At 39.1% G+C, this 22219-nt stretch carries 21 protein-coding genes and 2 tRNA genes; 13 read left to right on the top strand and 10 right to left on the bottom strand.

Annotated elements, in window-relative coordinates; translation table 11 throughout:
• Positions 1-119: 119 nt before the first annotated feature.
• The 3 genes from A3GM_RS0110565 to mutY form a co-directional block, all read right to left on the bottom strand.
• Positions 120-1061, bottom strand: coding sequence for a PorP/SprF family type IX secretion system membrane protein (locus A3GM_RS0110565; RefSeq protein WP_026216192.1), 942 nt, complete (start codon positions 1059-1061; stop codon positions 120-122).
• Positions 1062-1164: 103 nt separating this feature from the next.
• Positions 1165-1794 (bottom strand): hypothetical protein, encoded by a 630-nt coding sequence (locus tag A3GM_RS0110560; protein ID WP_018363332.1) that lies wholly within the window; start codon positions 1792-1794, stop codon positions 1165-1167.
• A 78-nt stretch (positions 1795-1872) separates the two neighbouring features.
• The gene (gene mutY / locus A3GM_RS0110555; protein WP_018363331.1) at positions 1873-2934 is read right to left on the bottom strand and encodes an A/G-specific adenine glycosylase; all 1062 of its coding nucleotides are present in this window, start codon (positions 2932-2934) and stop codon (positions 1873-1875) included.
• A gap of 139 nt (positions 2935-3073) precedes the next feature.
• Here mutY and A3GM_RS0110550 point away from each other — a divergent pair, with 139 nt between their 5' ends.
• Positions 3074-3334 (top strand): hypothetical protein, encoded by a 261-nt coding sequence (locus tag A3GM_RS0110550; protein ID WP_018363330.1) that lies wholly within the window; start codon positions 3074-3076, stop codon positions 3332-3334.
• On the opposite strand, the gene A3GM_RS0110545 is transcribed toward A3GM_RS0110550, so the two are convergent.
• The gene (locus tag A3GM_RS0110545; protein WP_018363329.1) at positions 3331-4419 is read right to left on the bottom strand and encodes a hypothetical protein; all 1089 of its coding nucleotides are present in this window, start codon (positions 4417-4419) and stop codon (positions 3331-3333) included. The genes A3GM_RS0110550 and A3GM_RS0110545 overlap by 4 nt on opposite strands.
• A gap of 472 nt (positions 4420-4891) precedes the next feature.
• On the opposite strand from A3GM_RS0110545, the gene A3GM_RS0110540 reads away from it, so the two are divergent.
• The 7 genes from A3GM_RS0110540 to A3GM_RS0110510 all read left to right on the top strand — a co-directional run bounded on the left by A3GM_RS0110540 (position 4892) and on the right by A3GM_RS0110510 (position 11017).
• The gene (locus tag A3GM_RS0110540; protein ID WP_018363328.1) at positions 4892-6700 is read left to right on the top strand and encodes an AMP-dependent synthetase/ligase; all 1809 of its coding nucleotides are present in this window, start codon (positions 4892-4894) and stop codon (positions 6698-6700) included.
• Between the two features lie 66 nt (positions 6701-6766).
• Entirely contained in the window at positions 6767-7888 is a 1122-nt protein-coding gene (prfB, locus tag A3GM_RS0110535; RefSeq protein ID WP_018363327.1) for a peptide chain release factor 2, read from the top strand.
• A gap of 102 nt (positions 7889-7990) precedes the next feature.
• Positions 7991-8128: a hypothetical protein gene (locus tag A3GM_RS11710; protein ID WP_018363326.1), complete on the top strand. Its 138-nt coding sequence runs from the start codon at positions 7991-7993 to the stop codon at positions 8126-8128.
• The gene (locus A3GM_RS0110525) at positions 8129-8644 is read left to right on the top strand and encodes a CYTH domain-containing protein (RefSeq protein ID WP_018363325.1); all 516 of its coding nucleotides are present in this window, start codon (positions 8129-8131) and stop codon (positions 8642-8644) included.
• A 62-nt stretch (positions 8645-8706) separates the two neighbouring features.
• Entirely contained in the window at positions 8707-9603 is an 897-nt protein-coding gene (locus A3GM_RS0110520) for a helix-hairpin-helix domain-containing protein (protein ID WP_025830196.1), read from the top strand.
• A 312-nt stretch (positions 9604-9915) separates the two neighbouring features.
• Positions 9916-10236, top strand: coding sequence for a metal-sulfur cluster assembly factor (locus A3GM_RS0110515; RefSeq protein WP_018363322.1), 321 nt, complete (start codon positions 9916-9918; stop codon positions 10234-10236).
• 16 nt (positions 10237-10252) lie between these two features.
• Entirely contained in the window at positions 10253-11017 is a 765-nt protein-coding gene (locus A3GM_RS0110510; protein ID WP_018363321.1) for a UDP-2,3-diacylglucosamine diphosphatase, read from the top strand.
• 94 nt (positions 11018-11111) lie between these two features.
• Here A3GM_RS0110510 and A3GM_RS0110505 read toward each other — a convergent pair whose 3' ends face one another.
• Together A3GM_RS0110505 and rpmH are read right to left on the bottom strand one after the other, a co-directional pair.
• Positions 11112-12188 (bottom strand): serine protease, encoded by a 1077-nt coding sequence (locus tag A3GM_RS0110505; protein WP_018363320.1) that lies wholly within the window; start codon positions 12186-12188, stop codon positions 11112-11114.
• Between the two features lie 246 nt (positions 12189-12434).
• On the bottom strand, positions 12435-12590 hold the full coding sequence (rpmH, locus tag A3GM_RS0110500) for a 50S ribosomal protein L34 (protein ID WP_009228614.1): 156 nt from the start codon (positions 12588-12590) through the stop codon (positions 12435-12437).
• A 366-nt stretch (positions 12591-12956) separates the two neighbouring features.
• On the opposite strand from rpmH, the gene efp reads away from it, so the two are divergent.
• The 3 genes from efp to radC all read left to right on the top strand — a co-directional run bounded on the left by efp (position 12957) and on the right by radC (position 15355).
• Positions 12957-13523 carry an elongation factor P gene (gene efp, locus A3GM_RS0110495; protein ID WP_018363319.1) on the top strand — a complete coding sequence of 189 codons (567 nt, stop codon included), beginning with the start codon at positions 12957-12959 and terminating at the stop codon, positions 13521-13523.
• Between the two features lie 88 nt (positions 13524-13611).
• Complete coding sequence (locus A3GM_RS0110490) at positions 13612-14616, top strand: glycosyltransferase family 2 protein (protein ID WP_018363318.1); 1005 nt, start codon at positions 13612-13614, stop codon at positions 14614-14616.
• Between the two features lie 49 nt (positions 14617-14665).
• A complete protein-coding gene (radC, locus tag A3GM_RS0110485) occupies positions 14666-15355 on the top strand; it encodes a RadC family protein (RefSeq protein ID WP_018363317.1) in 690 nt (229 codons plus the stop codon).
• A 393-nt stretch (positions 15356-15748) separates the two neighbouring features.
• On the opposite strand, the gene A3GM_RS0110480 is transcribed toward radC, so the two are convergent.
• A tRNA-Phe gene (locus tag A3GM_RS0110480) sits at positions 15749-15821 on the bottom strand.
• Positions 15822-15972: 151 nt separating this feature from the next.
• Between A3GM_RS0110480 and A3GM_RS0110475 the strand changes: the two genes are divergently transcribed.
• A tRNA-Pro gene (locus A3GM_RS0110475) sits at positions 15973-16045 on the top strand.
• A gap of 43 nt (positions 16046-16088) precedes the next feature.
• Here A3GM_RS0110475 and A3GM_RS0110470 read toward each other — a convergent pair.
• The 3 genes from A3GM_RS0110470 to gltX form a co-directional block, all read right to left on the bottom strand.
• Positions 16089-16847: a hypothetical protein gene (locus A3GM_RS0110470; protein ID WP_154648155.1), complete on the bottom strand. Its 759-nt coding sequence runs from the start codon at positions 16845-16847 to the stop codon at positions 16089-16091.
• A 130-nt stretch (positions 16848-16977) separates the two neighbouring features.
• The gene (locus A3GM_RS0110465) at positions 16978-18195 is read right to left on the bottom strand and encodes a 3-deoxy-D-manno-octulosonic acid transferase (RefSeq protein ID WP_025830199.1); all 1218 of its coding nucleotides are present in this window, start codon (positions 18193-18195) and stop codon (positions 16978-16980) included.
• 177 nt (positions 18196-18372) lie between these two features.
• Positions 18373-19890: a glutamate--tRNA ligase gene (gene gltX, locus A3GM_RS0110460; RefSeq protein WP_018363314.1), complete on the bottom strand. Its 1518-nt coding sequence runs from the start codon at positions 19888-19890 to the stop codon at positions 18373-18375.
• Between the two features lie 114 nt (positions 19891-20004).
• Here gltX and A3GM_RS0110455 point away from each other — a divergent pair, with 114 nt between their 5' ends.
• Positions 20005-22053 carry an HD family phosphohydrolase gene (locus A3GM_RS0110455; RefSeq protein WP_018363313.1) on the top strand — a complete coding sequence of 683 codons (2049 nt, stop codon included), beginning with the start codon at positions 20005-20007 and terminating at the stop codon, positions 22051-22053.
• Positions 22054-22219 lie beyond the last annotated feature (166 nt).

The raw sequence follows: 22219 nt of genomic DNA, 5'->3' as shown, positions 1-22219 counted from the left end.
TTATATTATTTAATCTCTTTATATTGTTCGTTTTGTTGTTTGTCTATTGTTTTGCTTCGATGCGCTTTTGGCACATCAATGAGCTGATAATGGCTGTTTTATAAAGGAAGAATATCTATTTACAAGATGCGCACAGACTGATGTTTATTTCTGCCTTTCTTAGCGAAGTTGATTTCGGTTTGATAGCCAATGAAGAGTTCGTGACTACCATTCCCAACACTAATAGCCGATGTATAAAGCTCATAACTATAGCCTAACACAAATCCTTTCACGCTTCCTCCTATCAAGAAGGTCACCGAATTGGTTGGACTATAGCTCACACCGCCATATAACAAGCGGTTTTCGTTGTTGTAAACCACACGACTTGTAACATCTACACGATAGCCACTTAAATCTGTTCGTGCCAAGATAGAGGGCTGAAGGGTTACGAATGGGTTTCTGAACTTAATTCGATAGCCTGCCGTTAGATAATACATTGGGTCTACAGGAAGTGTGTTTCGCTCTCCAAGTTTCACCTTTGGAGCATTGAGATGTTTTGCCGATGCACCTACATACCATTGGTCTTTATTATTAAAGAAGACGCCAACGCCCATATCTACCGCATTTCCAGACTCCTTAGTTGTGGGCAATGCAGGGTCGTTTGCTTCGTTTGGATCGAGCTTTGTGCCATCAAATTGCTCGGTAAGCATACCCACTTGAAGTCCGATAGCAAGCACTCCGCCAAACAATTTGCGTTGAAGTGCATATTGAGCGTTGATGCTTTGATGGGTAAACAAACCTATTTGATCGTTCATAAAATAGCCTCCCACTCCGTGAAAGCTATTCAGAAAGCGAACAGGAAGGTCGCCCGAAAGGTACATTGTGCGTGGATTATGCTCGAAACCAGCAAAGTTATGAGCATAAGCCGCAGTGACATTCAATTTAGATTGATTTCCTACTGCGGCAGGATTGAATGATGTGGGCATGTCGAAATAATGACTAAAATTAGCATCGTATTGCGCTTTTACACCCAAAACGCATGCAAACAATGCTCCCACCATTATGATTAATCTTCTCAACACGTTATTAATAACGCTTTGATTGCTACTTTATTGTACTTTTTATTATATTATTTATACTATTAACTCATTATTCTTTAGATACAAAGGGCTATTTTGCACCTATTTAAAAGTTTATTTTATAATAATGAGGATGTCGTTTTTGGTCGAGGAAAGCCAGTCCACAATAGTATAAATCGAAACACTCTTGCCCCTTAGTATCGTTCACAATAAAACGCCAAAGCCTTTTGTTTACGCTGTTTTTATAGATGTGTGGCATCACCACAACGCTCTTTTCTGAAAGCAGAGAGATTGCATTTTGAAGCAATGTGTTATCCACATTAAAGTCTTGCACCAGCAAAACAACACTCTCTTCGTTAGCCAATTCGCTACAAAACAATTCTTTTTCTGTTTTAGCTACAATCACTCGAGTGGTTTTACTGCCTGCCTTTACATAGGGTTCTATCCACTCTTCGGCCTCACCCACAATGCACCAGCAAGTGGGTTGCATAAAGTTGGCAACACGAAAATAGAGTTTTCCTAATTTATGCTCGAGCTTAGTGGCATAAGGAAAAGCTTTTTTTAATTCGCTATAAGCATAATATGGAGCATGCTCGTTGATGACATTGCGAGCAAAACGAAATGCCCAAGGCGACTGAATGCCGAAACCTTGACACTTGGTTGCACGCACTATCCAACGATAAACATAACCTATCGAATATTGAATGTTGGCAAACAATGGATTCTTTCTTTTCATATAATGCTGTTCTTCTATTTCTTTTGCTTTCTTTTTAGTGGTTCGATGCTTTAAAAGAGCAATAAGATGAGCCTCTTTTTAGTGGTTCGCTCCCAAATAATCTCTCACTTTTTCGAGCAACAACTCAACTAAACGAGAATGTGCATACTGCTCTATTTCATCTTCTTTCACCCACTGATAGGGTTCGGGAAGGGTAATTTCTTGTTCTAATCGGATAAAAAACATATTGGCAAAGATGGTTCGATGGGTAAGCAGATGTTTGAGATCTTTCACCACCTGAACGGCTTGTGGATAGTGCTTTTGCAATGTTTTGCACTCGGTTGATGGTTCAATGGGTTGTAGAAGCAGGTCTTCTAACAACAAAGGTTGCCACAATCCGTTCCAAATATCACCCTTTCCTCGACGCATCAAGGCCGTTTTTCCTTTGTATTGCAAGTAAACATAATTTAAAAGCACATTTTGCTTTTTCACCTTCTTTTGCTTTACAGGCAGGGTTGCAACCTTATTATTTCTAAAAGCATCGCAAGTTTCCACCAAAGGACATTGCATACAATTGGGAGAAGCAGGCACACATTGAAGCGCACCGAAATCCATTATCGCCTGATTATATTGCGCACTGTCTTTATGAGGCAACAAACGCTGAGCCAACTGCTCAAAAAGTTCTTTTCCTTTTCGGTCGTCTATGGGTGCATCTATACCAAAATAGCGTGCCAACACCCTATAAACATTACCATCAACAACGGCAACTTGCTCGTTAAAAGCAAACGAAGCAATGGCAGATGCGGTGTAAACGCCCACACCTTTTAGCTGCTGTAACTCTTTTGAAGTGGTGGGAAAACCGCCCATTTCTACTACTTGTTGAGCCGCAACTCGCATGTTTCGTGCCCGAGAATAATAGCCTAATCCTTGCCAAAGCAACAGAACTGCATCTTCACTGGCTGCAGCAAGCTGTTCAACGGTGCCATAGTGATCTACAAACTTATGCCAATAGCTCATTCCTTGTTCAACTCTTGTCTGTTGAAGAATGATCTCACTCAACCAAATAAAATAGGGATTGGTTGTTTTGCGCCATGGAAGTTCACGCCCGTTGATGCCATACCACGCTAAAAGTGTGGGTGCAAACTGTTGTTCTTTACTCATATTTAACCGCAAAGATAATGTTTTTTCTTTAGAAGTGATGAGCAAAGCGGGCTTTCGATTGTGGTAAAACGCACTTTTTGATTCTTGCTTTTTCGTTTGGAAAAGTAGAATTTTAGGGAATAATCATTCGGTTATTTTAATGAAACAGATTTTGATAACATCAATAAAAGCGGTGCTTTTACAAGATAATAGCAATGTTATTGCACCCCAAAAGCTATGCTATTACCTGCCAAAAGCAATGAGTTTAAGAAACATACCCTACACCTTTGAACAGCAAAGGCTTTTGAACGATGATGAAGTAAGAAAGGAGATGGCACAAAAAAGCCTCGTCATTCATCACGAACAACGAGGCTACCATCTAAAAACATTATCATTAATACAATTAATTTTTACATCTTAATGAACTAAAATCTTAGTTCCGTTTACAATATAAACGCCCTTTGGTAGAGTGTTTAATTGCTCTGTTGTGCCCACAACAACACCATTTAGGTTGTAAACACGATTGTCGTTTTGTTTTGTTTCACGCACTGTTGTGATGCCAGTTGTTGTAGCATCTTTCAAAACAACATTGATTTTAACTATTTGAGACTTGCGTTCTATAGCTTCGAAAGATACCTTTTGAGCATTCACTTCGTATGTACCCATCTTGCTAACTACTGCAATTTCGTCGTTAGAACCTTTTGCTTTAAGATAACTTCTTGTGCTACCGAATTGGAATTCTACTTTAGCAATGGTCTTTCCTGCTGGTGCTTCGAGTGAGAAACCACTGGTTGCAGGTATTGTTAGAATATGTTCTAATACACGAATATATTCGTTTCGAGCCACATTTGATGGTGTAAGCACTACTCCATCTTGCACAAGTGTATGGTCATCTTCAATCTTTCCATTTGTTTTATTGAAAGGATCGTATTCTACACTCTCAACATTCCAAGCTGGATTTAAGCTTCTAAAGTCGTAAGTTGCAGTTGTTGTTGGCACCTCTGGTTCTGGAGCTACAGGTGTTTCTTCACCTTCTAAGGTGATAAACATATCTGATACGATCACTTCTGTTAAGCGACTTGCATTAGTAAACACAATTTCTTCCTTTGCTTCGTCCCACTCATGGTAGAAATATTTAGAGTTTTCTCTCACTGCAAAGCGTTTATCATCAGTCTCTAATGTGTAATCTTCGTCCATTCTTATTTGAAAAGCAACTTTCTTTATGCGCTTTCCATTAATTGCTTTTAATTTAAAAACATTGTAAGGATTAATGGTTAAATAATTTCTATCCATATAAGTTTTAAAGCGTCCATCGAACTTTGTCACTGTAAAGACAATATCTTTATAAGTGTATTCGGTGTTAAGCGCCATCTTATCACGACCATTAGGCCATTCCATAGGATTCTTCTTAAAATCAAGACGCAAATCTTCTGCAAATGCAAAAGCACATACAAATAGCATGACAAGTGCCATACCAATTCGTTTAGTAGTAGATGTTTTCATCATAATCTATTGTTTTAAGTTATTAATTAATGTAATCAAGCTGTTTAACAATACGCTCTTTAGCGTGTTATTGTTGAAGTCTAAGGTAATTATTACGCCCTCTGGGCTTTCATTTTTTAAGATGTTATAGCATAAAAACACACAGGTTTTATGATTTCGATGCAAAGTTAATGCTTTTATTTGATATAAATTAATTTAAAAGCATTATTTTCTTAGTTATTTAATAAAAAACCTTCAAAAAGTAATTTTCGACTCATTATTTTCGTAAAATATATTAAACAAAATAATATACACCTGCTATTAGGTTCTAAAAAAATGTATTTTCTCTTTTAAAGAAAGGCTCTCTGCTCGTCTATTTACACCTTATTATATAGTAGCACCTCTGCCGTTGGGTAGAATAAAATCAAAAATAACTGTCTTCAAATCAATATTTTTACATTATCTTTGCAAATAGTAAATCAATAATCGACACAATATGCAAAACCAACGTCACCTCTCTGTTCTTATACATACAATGGCTTCGCAATATAAAGAAAAGCCAGCTTTAACGTATAAAGATTTTGGTTGCGATTCGTGGAACAGCGTTTCATGGAACGAATTTTCACAACATGTGAAAGAAGTGAGCAACGCTTTTCTCGAATTAGGAATACAACCACACGATAAGATTGCTGTGTTTTCGCAGAACTGCCTATCGTATTTGTACACAGACTTTGGCGCTTATGGAGTTAAAGCCATCACTATTCCATTCTATGCAACAAGTAGTGAACAACAAATTCAATTCATTATCAATGATGCAGAGATACGAATGGTGTTCGTTGGAGAGCAAGATCAATACGACAAAGCACGCAGAGTGCTTTCGCATTGCCCTTCTCTTACACAGATTATTGTATTCGATGAGAGTGTAACTCTTACCAAAGAAGATAACACTACCTTATATTTTAAGGACTTTATTCAACTTGGTAAAGGGCTACAACATCAAGAAAAGGTTGAGGAATTGTATCGCACTGCAAGCAATGACGACTTGTGTAATATCTTATATACAAGCGGAACGACGGGCGATAGCAAAGGTGTTATGCTTACATACGGCCAATATGAGGCTGCACTTGAAGCCAATACGAAATGCGTTCCCGTTACAGATACCGACCGAGTGATGAGCTTCTTGCCCTTTACACATATCTTTGAGCGTGCATGGGCATATCTTTCACTAAGCAAGGGCGCACAAATCATCATCAATACCAATCCTAAAGACATCTTGATCTCATTGAAAGAGACTCACCCAACCTGCATGTCTTCAGTGCCAAGGTTCTGGGAAAAGGTTTATAGTGGAGTGAATGAGAAGATTGAAAGCGCAAGTGCTATTCAGCAAAAGATATTCAAACACGCCCTATCTGTGGGCAAAAAGCACAATATAGACTATCTAAGTAAGGGCAAAACACCTCCTCTTGCATTGCGATTGGAATACAATTTACTCAATAAAACAATACTTAGCAAGGTTAGAAAGCAACTAGGCTTCACCGAACCAAATATCTTTCCAACCGCAGGAGCTCGCATTTCGCCCGAAATAGAGACCTTTGTACATGCTATTGGCATTGATATGTTGGCTGGATATGGACTTACTGAGAGCTTAGCAACAGTGTCGTGCGACCATAGAGGCAAACCTTTTACTCTTGGATCTGTGGGTATTCCAATCGAAGGTCTTGAGATAAAAATAGGCGAAAACAATGAGGTTCTACTCAAAGGTCCTACCATTACAAAGGGATATTATAAGAGAGACGAAATCAACAAGGCTGCTTTCGACAGCGATGGGTTCTTCCATACAGGTGATTCTGGATACATTAAAGATGGCGAGCTCTTCTTAACTGAGAGAATAAAGGATCTCTTTAAGACTTCAAATGGAAAGTACATCGCTCCTCAACAAATTGAAACTTTATTATTAGTAGATAGATATATCGACGAAGTAACAATCATTGCCGACGAAAGAAAGTTTGTTTCTGCACTCGTTGTGCCTAACTATCAGTTGCTAGAAGAATATGCTTTGTCGCACAATATCCCGTTCAATTCAAAAGAAGAGCTTTGCAGTAACTCGAAAATAAACAAGCTGGTGATGGACAGAATTAGCACCATTCAACAGCAATTGGCAAGCTATGAACAGGTGAAACGCATCACTCTCCTACCCAGAAACTTTAGTATTGAGGCTGGAGAGCTAACTAACACGCTCAAATTAAAACGTAGAGTTATCTACGAAAACTATAAAGATGTCATCGAAAAGATGTACGTCGAATAATCAATAACCCCTCAAAAAGGATATAGGTCGTTGTTTCTTAATAAACAACTAAAACACTTTCAGTGAATGATTACGGCAGAACAACTCAAAGATATACAAGAAAGAGCAGACGCACTCTACTCCTATTTAAATATAGAAGAGAAGAAAGTTGAATTCGAAGAAGAGCAACTTAGAACGCAAGCACCCGACTTTTGGGACGATGTTGAGCGTGCACAAGAGCAAATGAAGAAGGTAAAAGGCATCGAAAAGTGGCTCGTTGGCTACAAAGAAGTGCGCCTTTTGGCAGACGAGTTGCAGCTCTCTTTCGACTTTTTTCACGACGAAATGGTTTCTGAAAGCGAAGTAGATGAAACCTATAAAAAGGCTCTTCAAGCTGTAGAAGCATTGGAGTTGATGAACATGTTGCGCCAAAAAGAAGATCCAATGGATTGTGTTCTTAAGATCAACTCAGGCGCTGGAGGTACCGAAAGTCAAGACTGGGCATCAATGTTGATGCGACTTTACATGCGATGGGCAGAGTCTCACGGACATAAAGTCACCATAAGTAACCTCCAAGAAGGCGACGAAGCGGGCATAAAGAGCGTTACTATGGAGATAGAAGGAGGCGAATTTGCTTACGGTTACTTGAAAAGTGAGAACGGAGTGCATCGACTTGTGCGAGTATCTCCATTCAATGCGCAAGGAAAAAGAATGACTTCGTTTGCAAGTGTATTCGTTTCGCCCCTCGTTGACGATACTATTGAGGTGTATGTAGACCCTTCTAAGGTGAGTTGGGACCTCTTTCGAAGTGGAGGAGCAGGTGGACAGAACGTCAATAAGGTTGAAACTGGAGTACGATTGCGCTACCAATATACCGACCCCGACACTGGAGTTGAAGAGGAAATCTTGATTGAAAACACTGAAAGTAGAAAGCAGTTAGAAAACAGAAACAATGCTATGCGCTTGCTAAAGTCGCAACTTTACGACCGAGCAATGAAGAAACGACTCGAAGCTCAAGCGAAAATAGAAGCAGGAAAGAAAAAGATTGAATGGGGAAGTCAAATTAGAAGTTATGTATTTGACGACAGAAGAGTGAAAGATCACCGCACCAATTATCAAACAACTGATGTAGATGGCGTGATGAATGGTAAGATAGACGAGTTCATTAAGGCTTACTTAATGGAGTTTCCAGTGAACGATGAGCAATAAATTAGTTTGCCATCGCACCATACTTTCAAAGCCCTTTTCAAGCAAAAGATATCAAATTAAATAACAATCAATAAACCATTAACAATTAAATTCTATACAACTATGAGCGAAAAAAGTAAGATTAACCGTAAGAAACGTAGAGAACACGAAGAAAAAGAGGCAAAGAACGTTATCAAGTACATTTTCATTGCCCTTATTATTCTTGGTTTATTAAGTATGGCTTCATTCTTTTTTGTATAAATGAGTGGCTTAGAAATAGAAAGAAAGTTTATTGTGAGCAAGGCAAAAGCATTTAAAAGCCTTGCCTTTGCTCATCAAACCATTAAGCAAGGCTATATTCCTTGCCAAGATGCAACCGTTAGAATTAGAACAAAAGGCGACAAATCGTTCCTCACCATCAAGTCTCGTTCGGTCGATGGAGGACTCTCTCGCTATGAATTTGAGAAAGAAATCACCCACGAAGAGGCAGAAAATCTATTCAAATTATGCAAAGGCGGAATGATAGAGAAAGAGCGATTCTTTATCAAAAGCGGTGAGCATACCTTTGAAGTAGACGAATTTTATGGCGACAACGAAGGTTTAATCATGGCAGAAGTAGAGCTTTCGAGCATTGACGAGCCTTTTATTAAGCCCGATTTTATCGAAAAAGAGGTTACAGGCGACAAGCGATTCTATAACTCTTTCTTGCTACACTTCCCCTATAAACTATGGAAAGATAAGTGGGCAGAAGAGCAATTGCAAAGCAAAGAACCATAACCTCGCCCCCACACATACCTTTAATCGCCACCAAGAACCCTTTATTACTAACCACAACCACCATGAAACTGAAATATTTCTTTTATCTTCAGCGATCGGATAGGCGTGCCCTTTCCATTCTATTCATCGGCATTTGCGTTGTTGCCACTATTTTTCTTGTGGGCAAAAGGCACCTACTTTCCCACCCCAACAGCAACATTAGCAACACCACCGCAAAGCTAATCACAGATAAAAGCAGCCTCAACGGCACCCCAAAAACTTATTATAAAGAGGAAGACGGCATTGCCATTCACCTGCAAAAGTTCGACCCCAACACTGCCGACAGCACCCTATTACTTTCCTTAGGCTTGCAACCTTGGCAAGTGAAGAGCATTTATCGCTATCGAGCTAAGGGTGGAATATATCGTCAAGCCAGTGATTTTGCCAAGCTCTATGGACTCACCTTAAAGCAATATCGCACACTCGAGCCTTATATCTCGATATCTTCCGACTATCAAGAAGCTGCCAACTTTATTCATTCCGACAAGCCCAAACGAAACGACTCCACCCATTTTGCCCATAAATTACGTGCCAACGAGCAAATTTTATTGAATGTTGCAGACACCAACGAACTGAAAAAGGTACCAGGAATTGGCTCTTTCTTTGCCCGAGAGATTGTTCGTTACCGCTCACGCTTAGGCGGATTCTATTCCGAAAAACAGCTCAACGAAATCGAAAACTTCCCCTCTGAGGCACTTCCCTACTTCCAAACCAACCCCAACGACATTCAACCTTTGCACATCAACCAACTCTCTTTAAATCAATTAAAGCGTCACCCTTATTTCAATTTCTATAAAGCCCGAGCCATTATCGATTATAGAAGGATTAAAGGAGCCATAAAAAGCATCGACGAATTGCAACAATTAAAAGAATTTTCGCAACAAGATATTGAGCGATTAAAACCCTATATCGCCTTCTAATAAAACCCTCTATATCTCTTTATTCAAAGGCTTTTTAGCTTCATCTCAACCCATTCCAAAACACATCACTTTGCCTTCGCACTCTAAAAGCTATGTTTTTAGACTGTAAAAGCATTGAGTTTAGGCTGCAAAAGCATTGCTATGAGCCATCAAAAGCTATGCTTTTAGTTCGCACTCGCTTCTATCTTGTTCATTCAAAAGAAAAGAAGCGATTTGCACTTTCTAAAGAAAAAGCAATGATTATCGCAAAACTTATGCACAATTGGAGTATTTTATTTATCTTTGTAGAATACATAATTAAAAATAAAGAATATGACACAAGAAGAAAAACTCAAGATAGAAGCAAGCATAGTAGATGTTCTTAGAACCGTTTACGACCCTGAAATACCCGTAAACATCTACGATCTTGGCTTAATTTATAGTATCGATGTAAACGAAGAAGGAGGCGTTGAACTGGATATGACCTTTACAGCTCCAGCGTGTCCTGCGGCAGATTTCATTCTTGCCGACGTACAATCAAAAGTGGAAAGCTTAACAGGTGTCACCTCAACAAAGGTAAATCTTGTGTTTGAACCTGCATGGGATCAAAGCATGATGAGCGAAGAAGCACGTGTTGAGTTAGGTTTTGAATAACCAATGATTCAATAATATGAAGAACATTTATTTCCTTTCTGATGCCCATCTTGGCTCGCTTGCAATAGAACACGGACGCACTCAAGAACGAAGAATTGTGCGTTTCCTCGATTCTATCAAGCATAAAGCACAGGCAATATACCTCCTTGGAGATATATTCGACTTTTGGAACGAATACAAACTATGCGTTCCTAAAGGCTATACTCGCTTCTTTGGCAAGATATCTGAATTGACTGACATGGGTGTCGAGGTGCATTTCTTTGTGGGAAATCACGACCTATGGAGTTATGGATACTTTGAAAAGGAATGCGGAATGATTATTCATAAAGAGCCAGAGACCGTTGAATTATACGATAAGGTGTTCTTTTTGGCACACGGAGACGGCCTTGGCGACCCTGATAAGAAGTTTAAACTACTTCGAAAGCTGTTCCATAACAAAACTTGTCAGCGTCTTTTGAATGCCATTCACCCACGTTGGGGACTTGCTTTGGGCTTAAATTGGGCAAAAAGGAGCCGTTTAAAGCACATGGCAGGACAAGAACCACGCTACATGGGCGAAGATAAAGAACACTTGGTGCTATTCACTAAGGACTATTTAAAGACTCATTCTGATGTCGACTACTTTATTTATGGACACCGACACATCGAACTCGACCTTGTATTATCACGCAAAGCACGTATGATTATACTTGGAGATTGGATCACACAATTCACCTATGCGGTGTTCGATGGCGAGCATTTGTTCCTCGAACAATATATCGAAGGTGAGAGTATTCCATAAAATGACGACACAACAGCAATGTTATAAAAAGCAATAAGGCTCTTTTCACGATCGAAAAGAGCCTTATTTTGTATTCTATATTCTTTATTTTGGCTTACTTTGGTAGGCTTTGTAGCAAGCTATAAAGGAATTTTACACGGATACCATAGTTGAAACTTTGAGTCGTACTGAGTCCTGCAAAGTTCACAGCAACCAACTCTCCTTGTTCATTTACAACGGGAGAACCGCTCGAACCTGGTAAACTTGGAATTGAATAGAGTAGTTGCTCATCGGTTTTTTGCGAGATATTACCTAAGTTTATCTGTGATTTTATACCCTCAGTGGTAAGCGCAAGCTGTGGACCAAGATTGAAACTAATCATGTAAACACTTGAGTTTTTATCTTCTCCTGCCTTCTTTTTCATATTATCTTTAAAGCTATAAGAGTTCAATGGATCTACTGCTGGCACGTTAAAGATATAGTTTTCGCTTGGAGTTACCTTGCTATCAAGCTGAATAATCGCTAAGTCGTGTTGCGCATCAGTCTTTAACACGGTGCAAGGAATAATGTCAGATTCTTTCTTTACCCATGAGTTATTATACGAAATACCAATCTCTCGGTGGTAAATAAGCTTACTCTTATGAATGTTTATCCTTTCTAATTCACGATATCTTGTTTCTATTTCGGCTCTTTCTTGACGAATTTCAGCAAGTATAGAGTCTTCTTTTGAGTAGTCTTCACCTGCATTAAACTTCTCTTGTTTAGTATCTTCGAGTCCTTCTATTTCCTCATTATAGCTATAATATTCGCCATAACAAGCCTCTTTATAGTTATTAAACATTTCCGATAACGATCTCTTTGTCTCGTCTTCATCGATCTTTGACGCCACAACATGATTATTGGTGGCAATCAATCCTTTATCAGATATAAAGAAACCAGTGCCATAACTCTCGTTTTTCTCTATCTCACTGCGTTCAGAAGTCCATCCTTCAAAGGTGTCTTCTTCCTTATTAAAGTCTGTAAAATAAAAAGATTCACCATTATTTAGGCGCAATTCAAAGTAGCTTTGGTTGCGTATCAGCACTACACCCGAAGCGCATTTCTCGTTTATTTCGTCTGTGCTTAAATTGCCACAGCTCGCCAATAACACTGCAACAAGCATGGTTACAAGCGACAATATCTTCTTTTTCATTTTCTTAAAAGGGGTCTAATAAATACATTTTAATCTACAGAAATCCTATCAAAAGAGTTGTTTTGAATTATAGTTCACCTTATTATATATAGCACCTCTATACAAAATGGTTTTTCAAAGCGTTGCTTTTTCCTTCTAATTAGGTTGCCAAGGTAGCTTAGTTCACTATAAACAACAAAAGACAGTAAAAAGACTTATCAATCTTTTTACTGCCTTTCACCATCATTCTCGATGATAAATAGTTGATTATTTACCATGATGTTCGTCAGAAACAGTAAGTTTCTTACGGCCACGAGCACGACGTGCAGCCAATACACGACGTCCATTTTTAGTAGACATTCTTTCTCTAAAGCCGTGTTTATTAACTCTTCGTCTGTTATGAGGCTGAAATGTTCTTTTCATTTTATTTATTTATTTATTGTTATTATTATTCGAACTCGGGTTGCAAAATTACTTATTTCTTTTTAAATAACAAAGAATTATTTGATTTTTAGTGCGTTCTCTCATTCTTTTTTATATTTTCTTTGTAACTTTGCGCCATAACTTACAATAAAAGTAGCAATGCTGTTGTTGTTTGAATGCATACTTACTAATAATCAACAACATACGAAATGATTTTGAAAAGCATGCAAATTAGAATGTAAAAGCAACGCTTTTTAAGTGCAAAAGCATTACATTTACAACTCAAAAGCAATGCTATTGAAAAGCAATTACAAAAGAGTATATTTACTGGAATAAAAAGTTAATATCAAAAATAGATAAACAAAAATGATCAACTCACAAGAAATTAAGATCGGAACTTGCATCCGTATGGACAATGGTATATGGCTTTGCATCGATTTCCAACATGTAAAACCAGGTAAAGGTAATACAATTATGCGTACAAAGCTAAAGAACGTAACCACAGGTCGTGTACTTGAACGTACATTCCAAATTGGTTTCAAGCTTGAAGATGTACGCATCGAACGTCGTCCTTACCAATACTTATATCAAGATGGTGAAGATTATATCTTCATGAACCAAGAAACTTTCGAGCAATCTCCAATCCCTCGTGAAGCTATTTCTGGTGTTGCTTTCATGAAAGAGAGCGATATTGTTGAAGTAGTTACAGACACAACAGACGGTACAGTGTTGTTTGCTGAGATGCCAGTGAAGACTAACTTGCGCATTACTCACAGCGAACCAGGTATCAAAGGCGACACTGCAACTAACGCAACTAAGCCTGCAACACTTGAAACAGGTGTAGAAATCCGTGTTCCTTTGTTCATCAATGAAGGCGACTTAATTCAAGTTGACACACGAGATGGTTCTTATATTCAACGTGTAAAAGAATAATTTACATATCGAGATGGCAACCCTTTAGAACCAAGTGATAAAGGGTTGCCGTTTTGTTTCATTACTTTTCTAAACCATTTAGCCGTCTATGCCGTTATTTTCATTCATCATTCCTGTGTTCAACCGACCCAATGAGGTGGAAGAACTCTTGCAAAGCTTAACCCAACAAACTGTAGATAGCAGTATGTTCGAGGTGATTGTGGTGGAAGATGGTTCGCAAATTACATGTAAAGAGGTGTGCGAACGCTTTTCTGAACAATTGAACTTACATTATTATTACAAAGAAAATAGCGGTCCAGGACAATCAAGAAACTACGGAGCAGATAAGTCTTGCGGTGAATATTACATCGTTTTAGATAGCGATGTGGTGCTTCCTGAGACCTATATGCAACATGTTCTCGACGAAATTAAGCGAGAACCATGCGACGCTTTTGGTGGTCCCGACAGGGCACATCACGACTTTTCGCCCATACAAAAAGCCATTTCTTACTCTATGACCTCGTTTTTTACCACTGGAGGAATAAGAGGTGGCAAGAAAAAACTCGACAAGTTCTATCCCCGTTCATACAACATGGGCATCAAAAGCGATGTCTATAAGGCTTTGAATGGATTCTCAAAGATGCGCTTTGGCGAAGATATCGACTTTTCAATACGCATCTTCGACAATGGATATAGATGTCGTTTGTTTCCAGAAGCATGGGTTTATCACAAACGAAGAACCGATTTTCGTAAGTTCTTTAAGCAGGTTTACAACAGCGGAATAGCACGAATTAACTTATACAAGAAATACCCTTCGTCGCTCAAACTGGTGCATCTCTTGCCCGCAGTGTTCACCGTTGGGGTATTCTTGCTATGCCTTTCTGCCCTTCTTTTGTGCAGTTTCGTTCCACTTTCACTCCTTTTGCTTTATAGTATACTTATTTTCATCGACTCGGCAACGCACTATAAGAGCATAAAAATTGGCTTTTTGTCGGTAGGTGCAGCCTTTACGCAGTTGATGGGCTATGGACTTGGCTTTATTGAAGCATGGTGGAAGCGATGTGTTAGAGGCTTAGACGAGTTTCAAGCCTTTGAAAAGAACTTCTATAAATAAGGCTTTTCTATCCCACCCAACCTACAAACCAACTACTACTTACTAACCAATGGACAAGAAACTCAGTATTACAAGCTGGCCCGAAGACGACAGACCACGAGAGAAACTATTGAAACAAGGTGCTCAAAGTTTGTCGAATGCCGAGCTATTAGCCATTCTTATAGGCACAGGATATGCCGAAACAGATGCCGTGATGGTGATGAAACAGGTGCTTTCGCAATGCAATAACAATTTAAATGCATTGGGAAAGATGACCGCAAGCGAACTTATGTCGTTTAAAGGCATTGGAGAAGCCAAGGCAGTAACGATTCTTGCGGCATGTGAATTGGGCAAACGACGTGCACAATCGGACGTTATAGAGCAAGAAACGCTTAGCAGTGCCGAGGCAATATATCGCTATGCGCATTGCATTATTGGCGAACAGAGCGTTGAACACGGCTTGGTTTTATACCTTAATCAAGGCTACAAGCTCATCAAAGCGGTGCAATTGTCGAAAGGAGGCATAACAGAAACGGCTGTCGACGTGCGTATTGTGGTGAAAGAAGCCCTTTTGTGCAACGCCACTGTAGTGGTGTTCTGCCACAATCACCCCAGTAATAACATTCAACCAAGCAGAGCTGACGACCAACTCACCCAACAATTGAAAGAAGGATGCGACTTTCTTCGCCTCTTTTTCCTCGACCACATCATCATTGGAGACGGCAAATTCTTTTCTTATAGAGAAGAAGGCAGACTCTAATACTCTCGTTTTTTATCGTCCATCCCTCCCCCTTTCTTGCTCTTTTTTATTGCAAGATAGAGTCTTTTTCCTTTTAAGTAAGGGAGAATATAGCCCGAAGAATGAGAAAAACTCTTGCTAAAATGTCGAAAGATGAACACCAAAAAAGTGAGAAGAAATAAGCTTTTATGCCTCACTATCTATCTTCTTGATTTTCAAATACTTTTCAATTGAAAAATAAAAGCCCTACTTTTACACTCTAATATCAATGCTTTTAGGTTGTAAAAGCAATCCTTTTGCGCTGTAAAAGCTATGCTTTTTGAAGGGAATTGCAAACCCTTTGCAAACGACTTAAAGGGTATATACGAAAAAAAGGTTTACTACTTTGAAAGTAATAAACCTCTTTTTGAAGTGTGGTACCACCAGGAATCGAACCGGGGACACAAGGATTTTCAGTCCTTTGCTCTACCAACTGAGCTATGGTACCATTGTTTCTTAATTGCGTTTGCAAAGGTAATGCTTTTTTATTTATCTGCCAAACTTTTTGCAAACAATTTATTTAACGTGTTAAAAAAAAGTGTATCTTTGGGGTATAATTAGGGTTTTATGAATCAAATTTTGTTCTTTTCCTCCCTAATCGGGATGTAGCGCAGTTGGTAGCGCACTACGTTCGGGACGTAGGAGTCGGGCGTTCGAGTCGCCTCATCCCGACAAATTCACTAAGAACACCATGTTCTTGGTGTCCTTTTTTATCTCAATCCTCTTCTTTTTGCTTTGTTCGTGGCACCAAATAGGCAATGAAGAACTTCAAAGGCAGGCGTTTATTGGCAAAGGTGCGCAAGGTGTTTTCGCCCCAAGTCCAATAATATCCTCTCTCTTCTCCACAGCTTTTCAACTCGATATAATGGTTTGGAAAGCCACAACTTAATTGTTTTTTGTTGTGATGCACTAAGCCAATGACAAAGAATTCGCTAAAATTTATGGATTGAAGGGTGCGCATTGGGGGTAGCAAAAGCATCTTTACGGGTATGTCTAAAAGCTGTTTGATGAATTTAGGAGGATACCATTGCCACATAAAGGAACGACAACCTGAGCCGTGCTTCAAGGCATTATACGACAAAAGGAGGTTCTGATGATGCGTTAATGCACCTTGCATAATGGCCGAAACGCTATTGATTGTCATGCGTTGGAGTCGTTCATTGATCTCTTTAAGCATGGATTTGGGAATAGAAAGGTGTAGCTTATTTCGGGTGAATGTGCCGTTTTTATACAACGATAACGCCATTTCTACATACACAACAACGTGCTCTTCTACTAAATACTTGCACAAAACGGCAGCCCCACAGGTTCCATTTTCGCCTTGAAAGATGGTGTTGGGGTGAGCAATGTCGTGTTGTAAATCTCGTAAAAATTGCGCTTTGGGAATGTTTCGAAATAGATATTCGCTCGAAACATCTTGCTCGAAAGATTGTAATAGCTCTCGAACGGTATTCTTATCTCTCATCGAATTCATAGCTAAAACAATTCTTTTTGCGTTAAACTTATTGAATAATAAACTGAATAAAAGCAACTTATATCTATCAACGTGGATATAATCGCCTTCCTAAATATCGACAATCGTTTAATGAAAGATGCCCCTTTGTTTACAATTCGATATGACTTAGCACTCGAGTGGTGGCTCCTGTAAAGTCTTTTACGAATTGTCCTGCATTGTTTCCGCTTTGCTCTAAGAAGGCTGGAGATTGTGAAAAACGTTGCATTAACGCCTCAAAGTTAGCGTAAGAGCTGATTTCAAAGCCTCCAGAAGCGGCAATTAGATTGCGAGCTTCCATGAAATTACGATTATTTGGACCAAAGATTACGGGAATATTCCACACTGCTGCCTCGAGAACATTGTGTATTCCTACTCCAAATCCGCCTCCAACATAAGCGATATTTCCATATCGATAGATGCTCGAAAGCAAGCCATAGCAATCGATTATCATGCAATCTGCGGTCTCAACATCGGCTTTTGACGCCTGACTATACAGCACTACACGACCTGAAATCTGTGCTTTGATGCTGTCGATGTGCTCTTTATTCACCACATGAGGAGCGATAATGAGTTTCCAATTGGGGTGTTCGTTGAAGTATTTAATAAAGATTTGCTCGTCGGGAGCCCAACTTGAACCTGCAACAAAGGTGGGTTTATTGGCGATAAAGGCTTGAACAAGGGGCAAATCTTTAGCTTGTTCCTTTATATCTAACACTCTATCGAAACGTGTATCGCCCACTACATCTACATTATAAATACCTATTGTGGAAAGTAATTCTTTGCTTTTCTCATTCTGAACAAAGAAATGTGTGAAGCACTTCAATACCTTTCGATATTCGTAAGCATACCAACGGAAGAAGATTTGATTGGGTCTGAAGATGCTACTAACGCTATATACGGGTATATTTCTTTTCTTTAAGATGTGCAAGTAGTTATACCAAAACTCGTATTTAATGAAGAACACCATGCTGGGACGTATGGCATTTAAGAATCTTCGTGCATTAAATACGGTGTCTAAAGGCAAATAACACACTATATCAGCATGCTCATAGTCTTTACGAACTTCGTATCCTGAAGGCGAAAAGAAGGTAAGTAGAATCTTATAACTTGGATAATGTTTGCGAATATACTCAATAAGAGGACGTCCTTGTTCAAATTCTCCAAGCGAAGCAGCGTGAAACCAAATGTATTTTGCATTGGGATCTACTTTCTCCCTCAGCGTTTTCACGGCTTCACGTTCGCCCTTCCACATCTTCTTTACTTTGCGATTAAAGAGTGAGAGAATAGCGACTCCTATTAAATAGAGGTATATTGCTATGTGATACAAAACGTTCTTATTTTTTAATTCAACGAAATATATTTGTTAATTGAAATGCTTTTGCTGCGCAATTGGGCTTCTTTTACGATGTAATATGGCTTCTTTTGTTATTCAAAAGCATTGCAAAACAAAGATAAAGTGCTATAGAGAGGGTTGCTCTCATAGCACTTTTATTGTCTAATTCTTTTACTTTAATACTTCAACTGCACGGCGAATACGGCGCAAGGTCTCTTCTTTTCCAAGGAAAGCAGAGATGTCGAACATTCCAGGTCCTTTGCCAATACCAACCAATACTAATCGGAAGGCATTCATAACATCGCCTAATTTGTAGCCTTTTTCTTCGACCCAAGCCATCACAACCTGCTCTTGATGCTCAATACTAAAGTCGTCTAACGACTCAAGAACGCCTGCAAGCTCGGTCATTACTTGTGCAGAATTCTCTTTCCAACGCTTCTTTACAGTCTTTTCGTCGTACTCTAATGGTGGAAGGAAGAAGAAAGAGCACAATGGCCACAATTCATGTACAAAGTTAACTCGGTCTTTCATCATCGAAACAACAAGCGTAATGCGCTCTAATGTCTCGTCGACTCCATTGTTTGCAACCACACATGCGAAGAGTTTTGCTATCTCTTCGTTGCTCTTGTGCAAAATATATTCGTGGTTAAACCATATTCCTTTTTGATAATCAAAGCGTGCTCCAGACTTGCTACACTTTGTAATATCGAACGCATTAACAAGCTCTTCTAATGTAAATAGCTCTTGTTCGGTTCCTGGATTCCATCCTAATAGAGCCAAGAAGTTGATTACTGCTTCGGGGAAATAGCCACATTCTCTAAATCCAGACGATACTTCTCCAGTCTTAGGATCCTTCCATTCTAATGGAAAAACAGGGAAACCAAGTCTATCTCCGTCACGTTTACTAAGCTTACCTTTGCCTTCTGGTTTAAGAAGTAGTGGTAAATGAGCAAACTGAGGCATTGTATCTTGCCAGCCAAAGGCTTCGTATAACAATACATGTAAAGGCGCACTTGGTAGCCATTCTTCACCTCTTATGACGTGAGAGATAAGCATTAAGTGGTCGTCTACAATGTTTGCTAAGTGATAAGTGGGCAATTCATCGGCACTTTTGTAAAGCACTTTATCGTCGATGATATCGCTCTTGATAACCACTTCGCCACGAATAAGGTCGTGAACGTGTACGTCTATGCCTGGTTCTACTTTGAAACGAACAACATATTGTTCACCATCTGCGATGCGTTTTTCGCACTCTTCTTTACTCATTGTTAAAGAGTTACGCATCAATTGACGTGTACTTGCGTCGTATTGGAAGTTAGTTATCTCGTTACGTTTAGCTTCTAACTCTTCAGGAGTATCGAAAGCGATGTATGCTTTGTCGTTTTCTAAAAGCTCATCTACATATTTTTTATAGATATGTCGACGTTCACTTTGACGATAAGGACCATATTCTCCGCCCAAACCAACGCCTTCATCAAATGTAAGACCTAACCAACGGAATGATTCTATGATGTATTCTTCAGCACCAGGAACAAATCTATTCGAGTCAGTATCTTCGATTCTAAACACAAAGTCGCCTCCATGCTGACGTGCAAAGAGGTAATTATAAAGGGCAGTTCTTACGCCTCCGATATGTAAAGCACCTGTAGGACTGGGCGCAAAACGTACTCTTACTTTTCTATCTGTCATAGTCTTACTATTATATAAGATATTAAATTTCGTGCAAAATTACATCTTTTTCTCTATTTTAGCGTATTTTTTTTGTATTTTCGCACTGTAAATTTAGTAAAGTTTTTTCGATACATGCAAATCAATCCAATAAAAAATAATCTTTTAAAGGGTTTCTTATCAATAGCAACTCTTATTCTTTTAAGTGTCGTACTCATTGTTTGGTTCTTGCCAAGAAATAAAGAACAGCAGTTTAGATACGACATTGGACGTCCTTGGGTGTATGGTCCTTTCATTGCAAAGTTCGACTTTCCTGTTTATAAGACTGACGAAACGATAAAGAAAGAGCAAGACTCTCTTTTGCAAATGTTTATGCCTTACTATAATTATTCGCCCTCGGTAGAAGCCACCAACATAGCTCGTTTCAACGAGAAGTTTAAAGATGGTATTCCAAATTTACCAAAGGAGTATAAGAATATCATTCTAAACAGATTGCATAGACTATACCAAACGGGCATTATTTATACGAAAGAGTATAACGAAATGGCCAAAGATTCATCGGCTGCAATACGTGTTGTGGCAGGAAAAGAGGCGCAAAGCATAGCTTTAAACTGCATTTATTCTACCTTGTCGGCATACGAACAGCTTCTAAACGATGAGAGTTTGGTAGCTCAAAAGGCTATTCTTCAAAGGGCAGACCTTAACGATTTCCTCGAACCCAACCTCATTTACGACCGCAAAAGAACTGAGACTGAAAAGGCAGACATGCTTAGTAGCATTGCAGTTGCAAGCGGAATTGTGGTAAGTGGACAGAAAATTATAGACCGAGGCGAGATTGTTGACGACTATACTTATAGAGTTCTCAATTCATTTGAGCGTGAAATGCACCGCAGAAACTCGTCTTCGAACGAGATTACACGCACACTTATAGGGCAATTGATATTTGTTTTTATCATAGTTGGACTCTTTACATGCTATTTGGCAATGTTTAGAAGAGACTATTTCAATAACACTCGAAACATTGCGATGCTCTACACCATGATAACCCTGTTCCCCATACTGGTGTCTATCATTGTAAGTAAGAACTTTTTCAGCGTTTATATCATTCCGTTTGCTATGGTTCCCATTTTCACCCGTGTGTTTATGGACACCCGAACAGCATTCTTAACGCACACTATTACCACGCTTTTATGTGCCGCAGCCGTTAAATATCAGTTCGAATTCATCATTGTTCAACTGGTATCTGGAATGGCTGGACTCTACTCTTTGCGTGAACTTTCACAACGATCACAGATTCTTAAAGCTGCTCTTTTCGTCACTTTATCCTCGGCAGCCATTTACTTTGCATTACAATTTATGCAAGACGATAGTGGAGTTGCACTCGATCACGAGATGTATTATCACTTCATTGCCAACGGAGTGCTACTTTTATTGGCTTATCCGCTGATGTATCTTATCGAGAAAACATTTGGATTTATATCTGATGTTACGCTGTTTGAGTTATCAGACACCAATAAAAGCTTGATAAGAGAGATGAGTGAGATTGCACCTGGAACCTTCCAACACTCTATTACCGTTGCAAACTTGGCGGCAGCGATAGCTAATAAGATTGGAGCCAATAGTTTATTGCTTCGTACAGGAGCTCTTTATCACGACATCGGAAAGATGATTTCGCCCGCTTTCTTCACCGAAAACCAAGCAGGAAACAATCCTCACAACAACCTTCCATATAAAGAAAGTGCACGAATCATCATCAGTCACGTCACCGAAGGCGTACGAATGGCAGAGAAACACAATCTTCCTCAGTTCATAAAAGACTTCATCTTGACACACCATGGCGAAGGACTTACCAAGTATTTCTATATTAAATACCAAAATGAACACCCCGATGAAGAGGTGGATAAGGCTCCTTTCCAATATCCAGGACCTAACCCTTTCACTCGAGAACAAGCCATATTGATGATGACCGACACTGTAGAAGCGGCCTCAAGATCGCTTCCTGAGTACACAGAAGAAAGCATTTCGAACTTGGTAAACACACTTATCGACGACCAAGTGAATAGCGGTTACTTCACCAACTGCCCTATTACGTTTAAAGATATCGCCATTGCTAAGCAGGTATTGATAGAGCGTTTGAAGTCGATTTACCACACTCGTGTGTCTTATCCCAAGCCCAATAATTAATAAAAGCAATAGTTTTCGATCTCTCCACATTTGCACTTGCATCGTCACAACCTCGTGTTTATAAGGCAAGTAGTGGAGAGATAGAACGCAATAAACAAAAATTTACACTTTAATAGTAAAAAAATAAGAGAACTTTTGCATATTAAACAAAAATCGTTATTTTTGT

The sequence above is a fragment of the Hoylesella nanceiensis DSM 19126 = JCM 15639 genome (genome assembly GCF_000379965.1).
Lineage (GTDB): Bacteria > Bacteroidota > Bacteroidia > Bacteroidales > Bacteroidaceae > Prevotella > Prevotella nanceiensis.
Note: the sequence above shows the minus strand (reverse complement) of the source record. Positions and strands in the feature narration are given on the sequence as shown.